The sequence below is a fragment of the Bartonella sp. AU55XJBT genome, assembly GCF_028618525.1.
Genome location: NZ_JAQITC010000001.1, coordinates 224,783 through 239,703, shown reverse-complemented (window position 1 = coordinate 239,703; position 14,921 = coordinate 224,783). Strand labels below are relative to the sequence as shown.

The following is a 14,921-nucleotide window of genomic DNA, read 5'->3' as shown; positions in this document are numbered from 1 at the left end:
GAATTAAAACTCTTCCTATAAGACCTTTCAAGTGCAAAGAATTATCATAAACATGAGCACTAAAAAGTAACATGATTGCACCCGCATTCACCTTTATAAACTTAAAAGTAGTGATAAAATGAATTTCGTAGGCAACTATCCATCACATACCCCTCACGCCCCATTATAAATGGAGTTGACGTCATAAGGTATGTTTCTTTAAAATAAAACCATGGTTGATGATTAAAATGAAAATAAAGCGCATTCCTCTCACGCTTATTACTGGTTTTTTAGGCTCTGGCAAAACAACTTTGCTCAACCGTATGCTACAAGACCCTCTCTTAACGGAATGTGCTGTTATCATCAATGAATTCGGTGAAATCGGTATAGACCACCTTCTGGTTGAAAAGACAACAGAAGGAATTATTGAGCTTGCCAATGGTTGCTTATGCTGCAATTTACGCAGTGATCTCATTGATACATTAATAGATTTAATCAATCGCATCCAGACAGGACAGATCAAACAACTCAATCACATTATTATTGAAACAACAGGGATGGCTGATCCCGCCCCTATTTTACAAATACTTTTAAGCCACCCACTGTTTATTCAAACACTGTCCGTAAATGCTGTTCTTGCAACATTTGATACATTAAGCACACTTTCCATATGCGAGCGCTATCCTGAAATATATAAACAATTAATTCTTGCTGATAAAATTATTCTCACCAAAACAGATCTTACGGGTCCACAATCCCTTTCAAATACGCTCCTTAACACACTCAAAAGAATGAATCCTACAGCACAAATCAGTGATGTCCACTCTGAAGATTTCTGTTCAAATCTATTAATAAATCGCACATTATGGAATGAAACAGGAGAAAATACACACCTTAAGCAAAATCTTACGACGGCTCTCCATGATCACCCCCCCCATAAAACCATTCGTACCTTTTCACTAGACTGTGAAGATCTTGTTGATTATGCCACAATTGAAACTTTTTTAGATCTCCTACAAGACCGTTATGGTGCAAAATTACTCCGTATTAAAGCAATTATCGCATTGCGTGATGATCCTTATCGCCCCCTTGTACTACATGGCGTACAAACATTTTTCCACCCCCCCATAAGATTGCCAGAATGGCCAAAAGGAATAAAACAAACACGTTTTGTCATCATTGCCGATGGTGTTGAAAAAGAAGCGATACAAAAACTTCTCAATGCTTTTTTTAATAAACCAGCCATAGATACTGCAGACAAAACAGCTCTCTTAGAAAATCCTCTAATCATTCCAGGAATAAAATTTTAATTCTCCCTTATAACGTTAAATGCATTGAGCCATAACCTCTTTACGCTTTTAAAGAAGCAAAACAGCTTCTCCATAGATTTTGCCAGCCCCCCAAATGTTTGGTAGCTCTCGGCACGTGAGACGATTCATTAGAGGCATTTTTATTGTACAATTTTATCCATATGCAGCGCTTTCCGCTTGTAACGTGCACGCGAATGATTTTGATTGATTCAAGATAAATAGATTTTCAGATAAAAGATCTTATGACATTCAGGCTCCTATTCAAACTGAATAATTATAAAATCAAAGTGTTATGATGAAATTTTTTAATGTCCATCAATCTGTAATCAGGTTATTTTCTCTCAAAATACACTTCTTTTGCGAACCACTTCATGTGATTCATTTCAAAATCCCATGAGATAAATTGTTGGTTTTAAATATTCTGCTTAACTCTATATTTCCCTAGCTTATTGAAACAAAACCTCTTAAGTTTAGACAAAAAACTAAAATCAACAGAGGTGATAACGTATTCTTAGATGTATATATGTATCTTATAGACCAGCACGATAAGACAATATTCTACAGCATAAAAGAATAAAAAGAGAGATGCATTTTATGTTTATTGGCTCTCCACTAAAAAACCAAGATTACTCCTCATATTGGTCTGCGAACAACTTAACTTTTCTGAACCAATTCTTCTTGCTCCTCCCATTTCAGCTGATTTATTTACATAAAGCTCTATGAAAAAACTCGGCGCTTTAACATATTGATTACTCACTCAAAACACTTCATGCGTAAAGTTTTTGTATATCCTGTATCGCCATCATCATACGCAATGTGTTTCACGATGTAGTAGGATAAAATAACACTCACTGCATAAGGGAAACTGAGGTTTTATCAATATCGCGATTAAAAATATAACGTTTTCCATACACTTCAACGGTTGGAGGTTGGCGATTTTCTTCAAAAAAATCATAACCTTTCTTAAGCATAACCCAAAATGGGTAATGAGGATCATTGCTATGACGTAACATATTATCCTTGGTCATACGGAAAGGAAAAGCCTGCAACTGGAATGCTCTTTGTCCTCCTTTAAAAGCATCCCGTGCAAACGCATAAATTTGAGCCATATTCTTATCACTCATAGAATAACAACCAGCAGAAAAGCAAGAACCATGTACCATAAGATTGCTTCCTGTCCGACCATTTTCCTGATCATAAAGGTTAGGAAATCCTATATTAAAAGAAAGATAATATTTTGAGTAAGGATTCATTTGGTTTGCTGTAATCGTATAAAAACCTTCAGGTGTCTGAAGATCCCCTTCTTTATATTTAGGTCCAAGCTTACCAGACCATTTACAAATACCATAGCGAGCAACCAAGATAAAAGGACCGGAACGAGATTGCTTCCAAACTTCGGCAACATTTTCTTCCTTGAAAAAGCGCATTACAATTGGTGCATAAGGATCAATATCATACAAAGCCATTCTATTCTGGATTTCTTGCGGAAGAGGCTGCTCAACTTTAGCACGAATAGAAGCTGGCAATCTTCCCTCACAGGCCGTCAATATTCCCATTATAAACAACACACACACAGTAAGGAATCTGTTAAATGTCATCGAAAAAAACTCCAATCCAACACCCCTCATAAAAAACAACTTATGTTAATGACCGACCAATTTGAAGATACTTTTCCCTTCGCTCTTGTTTGAGAACTTCACCATCTTTTCCAGCCATAGCTTTTAAAGCCTCTGAAATAATCTCACCCGTTTCATCAATGGCAATCTCTTTATCACGATGCGCTCCTCCTAAAGGCTCTGAAATAATGCCATCAATAATCTTTAAGCGAAGCAAATCTTGAGCGGTAATACGCATATTCATTGCAGCATCTTTTGCACGCGCTGGATCACGCCATAAAATAGAAGCTGCTCCTTCTGGAGAAATAACCGAGTAAATCGCATGTTCCAACATATACACTTTATTGGCAGCGGCAATTGCTATCGCCCCCCCAGAACCACCTTCTCCAATCACAACGGATACAACAGGAACCTTTAGACGCAAAGTTGCAGCTGTTGATTGAGCAATTGCTTCTGCTTGTCCACGTTCTTCAGCGCTCACACCAGGATAAGCACCTGCCGTATCGACAAAAGTAAGAAGTGGCAAACCAAAGCGGTCAGCCATTTCCATAATACGGACAGCTTTACGATATCCTTCTGGACGTGCAGAACCAAAATTATAACGCAAACGTGTTTGCGTATCGTGACCTTTCTCTTGACCGATGTAAGCAACTGCTTCTCCCTTAAAGCGTGCGAATCCAGCTTGAATAGCCTCATCTTCAGCAAACTTTCGATCTCCAGCCAAAGGTGTCACATCACTCAATAGGCGCTTAGAATAGTCCATAAAATGCGGACGATCAGGATGACGAGCAACTTGTGTTTTTTGCCACGGTGACAATTTTTTATAAAGATCGCGCAATGCCGTTTTTGAACGTGCTTCAAGACGCGCAATCTCGTCACTCATATCAAGACCGCCTTTTTCCTGAGAAATTTTTTTTAATTCAAGAATTTTCCCATCGAGATCAGCAACTGGTTTTTCAAAATCAAGATAATTATACATTTGTACCAACTCATTCAGTGTCACTTATACACTTATAATTTGTTTTATAAAGTCTTTTTCAAAAACATCACCTCATTCTTTAACGAGCCTTTTACGCATCGGCAAGTGGATGATGCTCATTAACGAGACGATAAAGTCCCTCTTCCAACACATGGGTATAAATCTGAGTGGTAGAAATATCAGAATGACCTAACAAATGTTGAACGGCACGCAAATCAGCACCATTTTGCAAAAGATGGCTAGCAAAAGCATGGCGCAACACATGGGGAGAAAAGCTTTCACTTTTTATCCCAGCCCTTTTAGCAAGATTTTTCAATTCCCTCGCAACAACTTGACGCGCAATATAGCCTGTTTCTGAACGCGCCGGAAAAAGATAAAGGCTTTTCGCATCTTTCCCTTGATCACGCAAATCCAACCACTGCAAAAGAATTTGATGGGCTTTTTTTGATAACAGCACCATTCGTTCTTTTTTTCCCTTACCGCGAACCAAAATACTGTATGCTTTCCCTCGCACAGCCTGCACAGGCAGACTCACCAACTCACTAATGCGTAAACCTGTTGCATAAAGCATTTCGCTCAACAGCTGAAGACGCAATGCGCGCAGATAATCCTTAGATCCATAATCTGCTTGATTAACCTCCAACTGCGCCAAATCAAGAAATTTTGTCACCGAATCTTCACTGATAATTTTGGGCAAAGGACGCCCTTGGCGAGGAGCATCAATATCATTGGAAGGATCATCTGCTCTTAATCCTTCTGCATAAAGAAACTGATAGAATTGACGCAATGTTGATAAACGGCGCGCTTGTGACGTTGCAGCAAAACCAAATGTATGCATGAGCGACAAAAGACCAATGAGATCCTCCTTTTGTGCTGAAAGGAGTGAAACAGAATGCGAAGACAATTCCTCTTGTGCCCACTGTAAATCATGCTGATAAGCCACAAGCGTATGGGCAGAAGCGCCTCGTTCAGCACTCATCATTTCAAGAAAACGCTCTATCACAATGTTACTTTTCATTGATTCATTCTCAAAGAAAGAACTAGCGAATCCAAAGGGACATCAACAGACATATCCACAGTTATAGGTTCAACAAAAACGACAAGAATGATCATTATACTAAAAAGAATAGCAAGCAAAATGAAAAGAATCATCAAAAGTCTGGTTAGTGTTGGCATAAAATAATAAACTTTCCAAAATACTCTATCTCTTATTCTATCTTATAAAGATTAACAGGAATTGACTTTAAAGCAGATAAATGCCGAAATAAGCTATGAAAAGTAATCGACCCCAACATCCGCCTCTGTCACAAATAAAAAGACAAATCTTATCATCTCTCGATAATCAAGTGCTTGTGTTTATTGGTCTTATGGGTGCAGGAAAATCAGTTATCGGAAAACGTGTGGCCACCATGCTTGATTTACCCTTTTATGATTCTGATCAAGAAATTGAAAAAGCAGCGCAAATATCTATCACTGAAATCTTTAAAATCTATGGTGAAGCGGAATTTCGTTCCCTTGAGCAGCGTGTTATTCTCAACCTGATAAAAAAACGTCCCCTTGTCTTAGCAACCGGTGGCGGTGCTTATATCAATCAAGATACACGAAAAGCTATTCAGCAAAATGGAATATCTATCTGGCTCAAAGCAGATCTTGATATCCTGATGCAACGTGTTTCAAAGCGTCCAACACGACCACTTCTTCAAACAGTAAATCCTAAAGAAACGATGCAAAAACTCATGGAACAGCGTTATCCTCTCTATGCAAAAGCAAACGTAACAATTAACAGTCATAAAGAAAGCCCCTATAGTGTAGCAAAAAATGTCATACGATCTCTACAACATTACCTCTATACAAAAAAATAACGATAGAAAGAATAAGCATGCAAGCCAAAACCGTCACCATAAAATTAGACAAGCACTGTTACGATATCATCATTGGTCCAGATCTTATTACGCAAGCTGCTTTACAAATTAAGCATTCTCTTCAGAAAAAAAATTTTCATCAAACGCGTTTAGCAATTGTTACCGATACAAATGTAGCACCTCTCCATTTAGATCCATTACAAGCAGAGTTAACAAAAAATAAAATCCACACTGTCCCTATCATTGTAGAAGCAGGAGAACAATCAAAATCATTTTCAACCTTGCAAACTATCATAGACCAAATTCTTGCCGCACGCTTAGAAAGAGGTGACTGTGTGATTGCTTTTGGTGGCGGTGTCATCGGAGATCTAGCAGGATTTGCAGCAAGTATGATCCGCCGCGGAATGAACTTCATTCAGATGCCCACAACGCTTCTTGCACAAATTGATTCCTCTGTTGGTGGAAAAACAGGCATCAACAGCCGTTATGGTAAAAATCTTATTGGTGCTTTTTATCAACCGCAATGCGTTATTGCTGATACATCTGTTCTTGATACGCTCCCACCACGTGAATTTCGTGCAGGTTATGCGGAAATGGTTAAATATGGACTCATTAACCAGCCTGATTTCTTTGAATGGCTTGAAAAAAACGGGCAAGAAATTTTTTCTAATGGCGCGATAAGAATAGAAGCCATTGTTCGCTCATGCCAATTTAAAGCTGCCATAGTCGCCCGTGACGAATACGAAACAAGAGAGCGTGCACTCTTAAATCTTGGTCATACCTTTGGACACATGCTTGAAACAGCAACCGCTTATGATTCCAAGCGTTTAATTCACGGTGAAGCTGTAGCAATTGGGATGATTCTCGCCCATCAATTCTCTGCACAACTGAATCTATGTGACCCCACACTCCTACATCGCATCGAAACACACCTTAAAGCTGTAGGTTTACCTACGCAATTAAAGGATATTCCAGGACGTCTACCAGATGCTGAAACATTAATGACTCTCCTTGCTCAAGATAAAAAAGTGTCACAAAATAATTTGACTTTTATTTTGACACGCGGACTTGGCCAATCATTTATTGCAAAAAATGTTTCACCAGATGCAGTTTTATCCTTTTTGGAACAAAAATTAACAGAAATTCGTTAATTCATATTGAATATAATTGATTCGTTTTTATACTTCTATTAAAGGAATAGCTATGATGATGTCTGCGTAGCTCAGTAGGATAGAGCACAGGATTCCTAAAGAAATTGGGCGCTTTTAGGAGAAATCCTTAAAGTGGATCTGCTCAAATTCGGGGAAAGCTTCATGGGCAAAACGATATGCCAATCCCGAGCCAAGCCTCTCTTCACATGAGAGGAAGGTGTAGAGACTGAACGGGCAGCACCTAAAAGGCGCAAGCTTCAAGGTGAAGAGACAGTCCAGACCACAAACAGCCGATATAAGGTTGGCGGTGAAAACCGAAGTGGTATGAATCCTGGGGTCGCAGGTTCGAATCCTGCCGTAGACACCATCTTATTAAGACAAATTACTTTTCATATAGGGAAGCATTATGAAAAAAACTCTACAAATTTTAGGATTTTTTTCCTTTTCATTATTTTTCAATGTCAGCAGTAGCTTAGCTGCTGCTTTAGTCATTGAAGTGTCAGGTAATCCAGAAACGCAAACCATAACCTATCAATGTGATATGGGAACAAATAAAGAACGCATTGAAGCAACTTATCACAACGCTGACGATATTTCATTGGTTGATTTCAAATGGAAAGACGATCGTATTATTGCTGCAAATGTTATTGCCGCTTCTGGAGCAAAATATGTGGGGGAGCATTATATCTGGTGGGAGAAAAATAAAGAAGTAACACTTTATGATATTCTTAAAGACCCAGAAGAAAAAAACCCCATCCTCTGTAAGGATGAATCACTGTTATTATTTTAAATAACTGAGGAAATATTCATGAAAAAAATTGCTTTTATTGTAGGATTTTTCGCTGCTTTAAGCCTACCGCTATTCGGTTCACTCAATGCTTTTGCCGGCTCTTTAGTTATTGAAGTCCCAGATGATCCAGAGCCAACAACAGAATCCGCTACCTATCAATGCGATACAGGAACAAGTAAAGAGCGTGTTGAAGTAACCTATCTCAATGCTGGAAACATTTCGCTTGCTGATTTCAAATGGCAAGGAAAGCGCATCATCGCTTCCCGTAGTATCAATGCTTCTGGAGCAAAATATATGGGAGGACCCTATATATGGTGGACAAAAGGAAACGAAGCCATACTTTCTGATCTCATTAATGATCCAGAAGAAAAAAATCTTATTCAATGTGTAGAAGAACAAAAAACAGAATAAAAAACCTTATTGTATCTTAAAAATCGCTCTGGCTCGTATCACCTGATATTTCTTCTGAAGCGGATGTTTGTTTTTCCATCTGACGTGATAAAAGGGCCAGCGGTTTTTTTAATTTATTTTCTGAATAGTGTCGATAAGCCGCTGCCTGTGATACCAACATAGAAGCAACCGGTATTGTTACAAATAAAAAAGTCATTAACAAAAATTCATGAAAAACAAAATGATGATCTACAAAAGTTGAATAAAGAAACGACGCAATAAGAATACTACCAGCACCCCAGCTTGTACTCAACGAAAGCATATGTAAACGCTTATAAAACGTGGGGAGACGCACGAGCCCTATCGTTCCAATCAGTGTGAGACCAGATCCTAAGATTAAAAAAACCGTAACAGCAAGTGCAACAACAAGCGATACATCATCCTTCATTCAATAATCTCCCCCCGCATGAGAAATTTTGCCAATGCAATACTTGATACAGGACCCAATAGGCCAATAATAAGAGCTGCCACAAAATAAATGGTTGTTCCTGAACGAATATCAAAGGTCAGAAACAAAAGAATAGTAATTATATAAAGGGCATCCAATCCGACAATCCGATCTTGTGCTCGTGGACCACGAATCAATCGAAACAGTGCGAAAATCATTGCTAAACTTAAAAAAAACTGCGAGAGATAAAGCCCCCAATAAAGGATCACCATACTCATTAAAAAATCTCCAAAAGTAATTGCTCATAGCGTTTTTTGATCAATTTTTGGTAATCATATCCATTTTTAAAATTTAAGACATGAAGCAAAAGTTCACTATTCTTTCTATTATAGGCAATCCAAACAGTCCCTGGAGTTGCTGAAAGAATACATGCCAAAACAGCTAAAGCTGTGCGACTTTCAAGCGAAATAGGTACCACAATAAAACCAGACTGCTGTTTTCGAGATCTTTTGGTTAAAACGAAGCAAGCCACAGCAATATTTGAAATGATAGAATCAATAAACACACGAAAAGACAGCTGAAAAACGGCACGCCAACTTTTAATAGTTATTTTTTCCGGCTCAAGAAGCCGCATCATCCAGCCCCCAAACAAAGCAATGATAACGCCTAAAAGCAACTGACCAAAATTAAAACCATTTAAGATCAGCCACATAAAAATAATTGCCACGCTAGAAAAAGGGAAAAAATAATAATATTTCACTGATGCATCCCCCTGTTTTCAAGAGAAGAATCATCTAAAACGCTACCAATATAATTTTGAGGTTCATACAAGCCTTTCGCTGTTTCAAACATATAACGACTAACAGGACCAGCGACAATTGTAATCAGAAAACACAAAGCAAGAAGAACAGCAACAGGTGCAAATTCAATCACCTGCACCCGTGGAATTCTCCCTTCAAGAGAAACCCAAAAAGTTCGAATGCCCGTTCGTGTCATCGCAATCAAAGCGGCAAACCCAGATAACGTGACAAAAATCATAAAAAGCCAATCGTGATAAACGGGTAGAGAGGGAGAAATATTTTCTTTACTATGGTTTAAGAGTGCCACAAACATCATAAATTTAGCAACAAAACCAGAAAAAGGAGGCATACCAACAATCAAAAGTGCACAAAGACCAAAACAAGCCCCAAGAATTGCTAAAGTTACCGGTAAATAAGTCCCTACTTCATCTTCTTCCTCCTCTTCATCATCCCCATAGACTTCCATTGTAACCGTCAAAACATTGGCTGCCACATCTTGACAGCGTTCAACCAATTCCACCAAAAGAAAAAAAGCACCCAGTGCCAAAGTTGAGGAAACAATATAAAAGAGTGCCGCTGCAATCAGTGCTGTATTGCCGATCCCAATTGCTGTCAACAATGTCCCAGAAGAAACCAAAACACTATAAGCTGCCAAACGTACCAAGACTTGACTTGCCAACACCCCAACAAAACCAAAAGCCATAGTGGCAAGCCCACCATAAAACAAAACCGTTTGACCAAAATGGTTAAAATGTGCACTTTCAGGTCCAAACCACAACAATGTTAAACGTAAAATAATATAAATACCAACTTTGCTTAAAAGTGCAAAAGAAGCTCCCACAGGCGCTACTGCTGCACTATAAGTTGGTATTAACCAAAAATTCAATGGCCACGCCCCTGCTTTAATTAAGAAAGCAATTCCCAAAAACGCCGCGCCTATTTCGAATAAAACAATATCCGTTGAGGCTATCTGTTTTATTTTTACAGCTAAATCTGCCATATTGAGCGTACCCACGATTCCATAAATGAGCGCCGCCCCAACGAGAAAAAACAAGGAAGCAACCAGATTAACCACGACATAATGCAACCCTGCACGCACACGCAATGGACCAGAACCATGCAAAGCAAGGCCATAAGAAGCTGTTAACATCACTTCGAAAAATACAAATAAATTAAATAAATCACCTGTTAAAAAAGCACCGTTTATTCCAACCATGAAAAATTGCATCAATGATTGAAAATGAGAACCCGCTTTATACCAATGCGCGCGCGCAAAAACCAATGCCGCAGTAGTTAACAAGCTAGAAAGAAAAAGCATCATAGCACTCAAGCGATCCAGCACCAAAACAATACCAAAAGGAGAAGGCCAATTACCAAGCCGATAAACATCCACAGTTGGTGCAACTTCAAGAGCACGCCTCACCAATAAAACAGCAACAACAACGAGCAATCCAGCAGAAAAAATACTGATGAGTGATTTCAATTTTGCACGGCGTTCATCAAAAAAAAGAAGAAGTGCTCCAATACTTAACGGCAAAAGAATAGGCAATATAAGAAGATGATGAACAAAAACTTCCATTATTGTACCTCACGTCCATCAACGTGATCTGAACCTGTTAAACCGCGCGAAACCAACAAGATAACCAAAAAGAGAGCTGTCGTTGCAAAACCGATCACAATCGAAGTTAAAACCAAAGCCTGTGGAAGAGGATCAACATAATTTGCCGGATTGATAATCATTGTAGGATCAACAATTGGCGCTGCATTACTCCGTGGTCTACTCATTGCAAATATGAAAAGATTGACACCATAGGATATTAAAGAAAAACCGAGAATGACTTGAAAAGTTCGGGGACGCAAAATGAGCCAAATTCCAGATCCGACAAGAACACCAATAGCCAAAGAAAGAATAATTTCCATTAATTTTCCTTCTCTTTTAAAGCAGGGTTTTTACCAATTCGGTAACTCCGTATTGATTGATGTGCCAGTGCAATTAAAATGAGAATCGTCGCTCCCAACACAAGAGAAAACACACCAAAATCAAACAAAAAGGCAGATGCTATAGGAACCTTTCCAATCAATGGCACATGAATATATTGGAAAAATGATGTTAAAAAAGGATACCCAAAAAACAAAGCCCCTGTTCCCGTTACAACCGATAGCAATAAGCCAAAGCCCATCCAGCGTAAAGGCAAAACTTTTAAATGATTTTCCACCCAACGAATATCCCGTGCAAGATACTGCAAAATAAAGCCTATCGCTAAAGTCACCCCACCAACAAATCCCCCTCCTGGAAGATCATGCCCTCGCACGAATAAATAAAAAGAAAAAGCGATAATAACAGAAAAGAGCCACCCCATAATAACAGAAGGAATATCCAGATAATTCAACACTGTATCCCCCACATTTCGATCCGGCTGTACTTTATCAAAAGCTTCCTGAACACGTTGTTGAAACGGTGCATCAATACTTTCAGGAGCAGGGCGGAATCGACGCAAAAGAGCAAAAACAGTCAAAGAAACAACCCCCAAAACAACAACTTCTCCCATCGTATCAAAACCGCGGAAATCAACCAACAATACATTCACAACATTGCGACCACCGGCACCAGAATAAGCATTTTTCAGAAAAAAATTAGAAACTGTTTTTCCTTGAGGACGTGTCATCATCGCAAAAGAGAGCCATGCAACACCAGCGCCTCCCATAATTGCTATGATGAAATCACGGGTACGACGTAAACGCACCCCAAAATGAACAGACGTTGGAGCAGGATTATGCACACGCTTAGGCAACCAACGCAAACCGAGCAATAATAAGACAGCAGTTACCACTTCAACAACCAATTGCGTTATAGCCAAATCGGGCGCAGAAAGCCATAAAAAGGTTGCACACGTCATCAAACCTGCTCCCCCCAAAAGCATGAGTGATGCAAGACGATGAAACTTTGCTTGCCAAGCGACTAAAAGCGCGCACAATCCACCAACCAACCACAACGCGAGAAAAGGAATATCAAGTGGAAAAAGCGGTAACCTTCCTAGTGTAATGAAACCATCACGCCAAAGCAAAAGACCAACAAAAATAAAACACACAGCAAAAATCCAGTGCAACTGGATTTGCAAGCGGCGCGTTGATAAAACAGATTCCACCGCACGCGCCCATTTCCAAGAAATAATCACAAGAATACGTTCAAAAATACGCAGTCCTTTCAAATGACGAAAAAAAGGAGCACCATCATCACAAGATAAAAAATAACGCCGCCCAGCAATATAGAGCAAGCTCCCCCCGAATAAAGCTACCAAACTCATCATTAATGGCGTATTAACCCCATGCCAAACAGCCAAGCTATAAGAAATCGTCATAGGTCCTAAAACAGACACAACAGCATTATCTAAAATAGGCCCAATTGTTAAATTAGGAAAAATACCAACAGCCAAACAGATAAACACCAAAAGTTCCATAGGTAAACGCATAAAATGGGGGGGTTCATGCGGAGTTTTAGGTAATGTATGAGGTTTTGGTCCCCAAAAGACACCATGAATAAAGCGTATAGAATAGGTCACACTAAACAAGCTAGCAAGCGTTGCCACATAAGGAGCAATCCAATCAAGCCATGATTCCATATGTGTTTCAACGGCTTCAGCAAAAAACATTTCTTTCGATAAAAAACCATTGAGCAAAGGAACACCAGCCATCGCCGCACTTGCGACTAAAGCAAGAGTCGCTGTAATCGGCATAGAGCGATAAAGACCTGTCAGCTTACGCATATCACGAGTTCCCGTTTCGTGATCAATAATGCCAGCGGCCATAAATAAAGAAGCTTTAAAAGTAGCATGATTGGCCATATGAAAAATCGCTGCAACACATGCAAGAGGACTCCCAAGGCTTAAAAGTGTCGTAATCAATCCAAGATGACTAATTGTTGAATAAGCAAGCAACCCCTTTAAATCTTGCTGAAACATAGAACAATAAGCCCCAAGAAGAAGTGTTGAGAGTCCTGAAAAGCCAACCAGCCAAAACCAAGACTCTGTCCCAGAAAGCACAGGCCATAAACGAACCAGCAAAAACAACCCAGCTTTTACCATGGTTGCTGAATGCAAATAAGCCGATACAGGCGTTGGAGCTGCCATTGCATTGGGCAACCAAAAATGAAAAGGAAATTGTGCACTTTTTGTTAATCCACCCAATAAAATACAAATAAGGGCGGGGATATAAAGCGAACTTGATCGGATCACATCTCCAGATTGCAAAATTTTATCCAGATCAAAACTACCAACGATATACCCAATCAATAAAACTCCAATAAAAAGGGCAAAACCACCAAAACCTGTAATCGTTAAAGCCATACGCGCCCCTTCACGCGCACTCGCATTATGATACCAGTAACCAATCAACAAAAAAGAAAAAATACTGGTGAGTTCCCAGAAAACAACCAAAAACACGAGATTACCTGATAAAACAATCCCTGTCATTGAACCCATAAAGGCTAGAAAAAAAGAAAAAAATCGTGGTACAGAATCTGCAGGATCCATATAATAACGGGCATAAACAACGACAAGCACCCCAATTCCTGTAATGAGTAAGCAAAAAAGCCACGACAGACCATCCATCCGGAGGATCAAATCACCTCCCCATTCTGGGAGCCAGGAAATATTTAAACGGATAATATGATTGCCACGAATTGCCGGATAAAGCATGATTGTAAAAAGAAGACTAAAGAGAGCAATGCCCCCAGCAAACCACGCTTCATTATTTTTTGCTGTCGAACGAAAAAAGCTAATAACAGCACTTCCACAAAAGGGAAGCAAAATGAGCAATATCAACATTGCTTCCCGTGTTGTCATTCTTGCCGCTCCATCCTGCCTTTAATATTTTGTCATTGACAAAACAAAAATTTATATTCTCACCCCCCATTCCACACTTAATGATAATAAGATTTAATAAAACTTAAAAGCATTTAAATTTTTCAAAAAATAATGCTTGCACAGAAATGCTGTACACCACAAAAGCTTTCTTTTTATTGTAAGAACAATAACGCCCACGACAAGAAGCAATTAAAATTTTATTTAAGCATTTCTATCTTCTAAAAAAGCGTGATAAACACTGTTTACGAGGACCATGAAAAGGCTGAAAACTATTATTATTTTGATTATAAGAGCGATAACGGGCACGACAAGATTCAATATGTTGTTTAAGCATCCATGGCTCTTTTTTTTCTGGATTTTCTAAAGAAGACGTTAAAAACACTCTGTTAGCATCTGATACAACTTTTAATGATGCGCCTTTTGTGCTTAAGTGTGATGATGTAACAAAAGCCGCTTCAGGATACCACCAATTATCTTTATACTTAACATAACCACGCCGATAATGATGATAACCCTTAAAACCATTAAGTTCTCTACGTCCCGTAAAAATCAAAGGCACCGAACTCTCTTGGACAGCGGTTTGAGAGACCAGTTTGGCTTTAGCATCACCTCTATTTTGCCCCAAATGAACAAGAGCAGTTGTTATAATGAAAAGACTGCTCATAAATACAAAAGCTAAAGCATAATATAATTTTTTTTTCATACGCATAACGCAAAACTCAAACCAATAAACA

General features: G+C 39.0%; 14 protein-coding genes and 1 pseudogene. 5 read left to right on the top strand and 10 right to left on the bottom strand.

Features of this window, described 5'->3' with window-relative positions:
- Positions 1–227 precede the first annotated feature (227 nt).
- On the top strand, positions 228–1,289 hold the full coding sequence (locus tag PVV70_RS00900) for a GTP-binding protein (protein ID WP_273757539.1): 1,062 nt from the start codon (positions 228–230) through the stop codon (positions 1,287–1,289).
- 848 nt (positions 1,290–2,137) lie between these two features.
- Here PVV70_RS00900 and PVV70_RS00895 read toward each other — a convergent pair.
- The 3 genes from PVV70_RS00895 to PVV70_RS00885 form a co-directional block, all read right to left on the bottom strand.
- Positions 2,138–2,887 carry a murein L,D-transpeptidase family protein gene (locus PVV70_RS00895; RefSeq protein WP_273757538.1) on the bottom strand — a complete coding sequence of 250 codons (750 nt, stop codon included), beginning with the start codon at positions 2,885–2,887 and terminating at the stop codon, positions 2,138–2,140.
- A gap of 40 nt (positions 2,888–2,927) precedes the next feature.
- A complete protein-coding gene (locus tag PVV70_RS00890) occupies positions 2,928–3,884 on the bottom strand; it encodes an acetyl-CoA carboxylase carboxyltransferase subunit alpha (RefSeq protein WP_273757604.1) in 957 nt (318 codons plus the stop codon).
- A 91-nt stretch (positions 3,885–3,975) separates the two neighbouring features.
- Positions 3,976–4,902 carry a site-specific tyrosine recombinase XerD gene (locus tag PVV70_RS00885; protein ID WP_273757536.1) on the bottom strand — a complete coding sequence of 309 codons (927 nt, stop codon included), beginning with the start codon at positions 4,900–4,902 and terminating at the stop codon, positions 3,976–3,978.
- Between the two features lie 253 nt (positions 4,903–5,155).
- On the opposite strand from PVV70_RS00885, the pseudogene PVV70_RS00880 reads away from it, so the two are divergent.
- From PVV70_RS00880 to PVV70_RS00865, 4 genes and pseudogenes are all read left to right on the top strand, one after another.
- Positions 5,156–5,783, top strand: a pseudogene (locus PVV70_RS00880) (shikimate kinase); the annotation flags it as partial.
- On the top strand, positions 5,764–6,897 hold the full coding sequence (aroB, locus tag PVV70_RS00875) for a 3-dehydroquinate synthase (protein WP_273757534.1): 1,134 nt from the start codon (positions 5,764–5,766) through the stop codon (positions 6,895–6,897). The pseudogene PVV70_RS00880 and the gene aroB, both read left to right, overlap by 20 nt.
- A 406-nt stretch (positions 6,898–7,303) precedes the next feature.
- Positions 7,304–7,687, top strand: a complete 384-nt coding sequence (locus PVV70_RS00870) for an MliC family protein (protein WP_273757533.1) — start codon at positions 7,304–7,306, stop codon at positions 7,685–7,687.
- 18 nt (positions 7,688–7,705) lie between these two features.
- Positions 7,706–8,098: an MliC family protein gene (locus PVV70_RS00865; protein ID WP_273757532.1), complete on the top strand. Its 393-nt coding sequence runs from the start codon at positions 7,706–7,708 to the stop codon at positions 8,096–8,098.
- Positions 8,099–8,114: 16 nt separating this feature from the next.
- On the opposite strand, the gene mnhG is transcribed toward PVV70_RS00865, so the two are convergent.
- The 7 genes from mnhG to PVV70_RS00830 all read right to left on the bottom strand — a co-directional run bounded on the left by mnhG (position 8,115) and on the right by PVV70_RS00830 (position 14,896).
- Positions 8,115–8,525 (bottom strand): monovalent cation/H(+) antiporter subunit G, encoded by a 411-nt coding sequence (gene mnhG / locus PVV70_RS00860; protein ID WP_273757531.1) that lies wholly within the window; start codon positions 8,523–8,525, stop codon positions 8,115–8,117.
- Entirely contained in the window at positions 8,522–8,803 is a 282-nt protein-coding gene (locus tag PVV70_RS00855; protein WP_273757530.1) for a K+/H+ antiporter subunit F, read from the bottom strand. The genes mnhG and PVV70_RS00855 overlap by 4 nt, the downstream gene beginning before the upstream one ends.
- Entirely contained in the window at positions 8,803–9,285 is a 483-nt protein-coding gene (locus tag PVV70_RS00850; RefSeq protein WP_273757529.1) for a Na+/H+ antiporter subunit E, read from the bottom strand. Before PVV70_RS00850 ends, PVV70_RS00855 begins: the two co-directional genes overlap by 1 nt.
- Positions 9,282–10,904: a monovalent cation/H+ antiporter subunit D gene (locus tag PVV70_RS00845; RefSeq protein WP_273757528.1), complete on the bottom strand. Its 1,623-nt coding sequence runs from the start codon at positions 10,902–10,904 to the stop codon at positions 9,282–9,284. The genes PVV70_RS00850 and PVV70_RS00845 overlap by 4 nt, the downstream gene beginning before the upstream one ends.
- On the bottom strand, positions 10,904–11,245 hold the full coding sequence (locus PVV70_RS00840; protein ID WP_273757527.1) for a Na+/H+ antiporter subunit C: 342 nt from the start codon (positions 11,243–11,245) through the stop codon (positions 10,904–10,906). Before PVV70_RS00840 ends, PVV70_RS00845 begins: the two co-directional genes overlap by 1 nt.
- Positions 11,245–14,166: a monovalent cation/H+ antiporter subunit A gene (locus PVV70_RS00835; RefSeq protein WP_273757526.1), complete on the bottom strand. Its 2,922-nt coding sequence runs from the start codon at positions 14,164–14,166 to the stop codon at positions 11,245–11,247. Before PVV70_RS00835 ends, PVV70_RS00840 begins: the two co-directional genes overlap by 1 nt.
- Positions 14,167–14,398: 232 nt before the next feature.
- Positions 14,399–14,896, bottom strand: coding sequence for a BA14K family protein (locus tag PVV70_RS00830; RefSeq protein WP_273757525.1), 498 nt, complete (start codon positions 14,894–14,896; stop codon positions 14,399–14,401).
- Positions 14,897–14,921: the final 25 nt, after the last annotated feature.

What these genes read in the sequence shown, in the direction of transcription:
- PVV70_RS00900 (WP_273757539.1), top strand. Translation starts at nt 228, where the DNA reads ATGAAAATAAAGCGCATTCCTCTCACGCTTATTACTGGTTTTTTAGGC.
- PVV70_RS00895 (WP_273757538.1), bottom strand. Translation starts at nt 2,887, where the DNA reads ATGACATTTAACAGATTCCTTACTGTGTGTGTGTTGTTTATAATGGGA.
- PVV70_RS00890 (WP_273757604.1), bottom strand. Translation starts at nt 3,884, where the DNA reads ATGTATAATTATCTTGATTTTGAAAAACCAGTTGCTGATCTCGATGGG.
- PVV70_RS00885 (WP_273757536.1), bottom strand. Translation starts at nt 4,902, where the DNA reads ATGAAAAGTAACATTGTGATAGAGCGTTTTCTTGAAATGATGAGTGCT.
- aroB (WP_273757534.1), top strand. Translation starts at nt 5,764, where the DNA reads ATGCAAGCCAAAACCGTCACCATAAAATTAGACAAGCACTGTTACGAT.
- PVV70_RS00870 (WP_273757533.1), top strand. Translation starts at nt 7,304, where the DNA reads ATGAAAAAAACTCTACAAATTTTAGGATTTTTTTCCTTTTCATTATTT.
- PVV70_RS00865 (WP_273757532.1), top strand. Translation starts at nt 7,706, where the DNA reads ATGAAAAAAATTGCTTTTATTGTAGGATTTTTCGCTGCTTTAAGCCTA.
- mnhG (WP_273757531.1), bottom strand. Translation starts at nt 8,525, where the DNA reads ATGAAGGATGATGTATCGCTTGTTGTTGCACTTGCTGTTACGGTTTTT.
- PVV70_RS00855 (WP_273757530.1), bottom strand. Translation starts at nt 8,803, where the DNA reads ATGAGTATGGTGATCCTTTATTGGGGGCTTTATCTCTCGCAGTTTTTT.
- PVV70_RS00845 (WP_273757528.1), bottom strand. Translation starts at nt 10,904, where the DNA reads ATGGAAGTTTTTGTTCATCATCTTCTTATATTGCCTATTCTTTTGCCG.
- PVV70_RS00840 (WP_273757527.1), bottom strand. Translation starts at nt 11,245, where the DNA reads ATGGAAATTATTCTTTCTTTGGCTATTGGTGTTCTTGTCGGATCTGGA.
- PVV70_RS00835 (WP_273757526.1), bottom strand. Translation starts at nt 14,166, where the DNA reads ATGACAACACGGGAAGCAATGTTGATATTGCTCATTTTGCTTCCCTTT.
- PVV70_RS00830 (WP_273757525.1), bottom strand. Translation starts at nt 14,896, where the DNA reads ATGCGTATGAAAAAAAAATTATATTATGCTTTAGCTTTTGTATTTATG.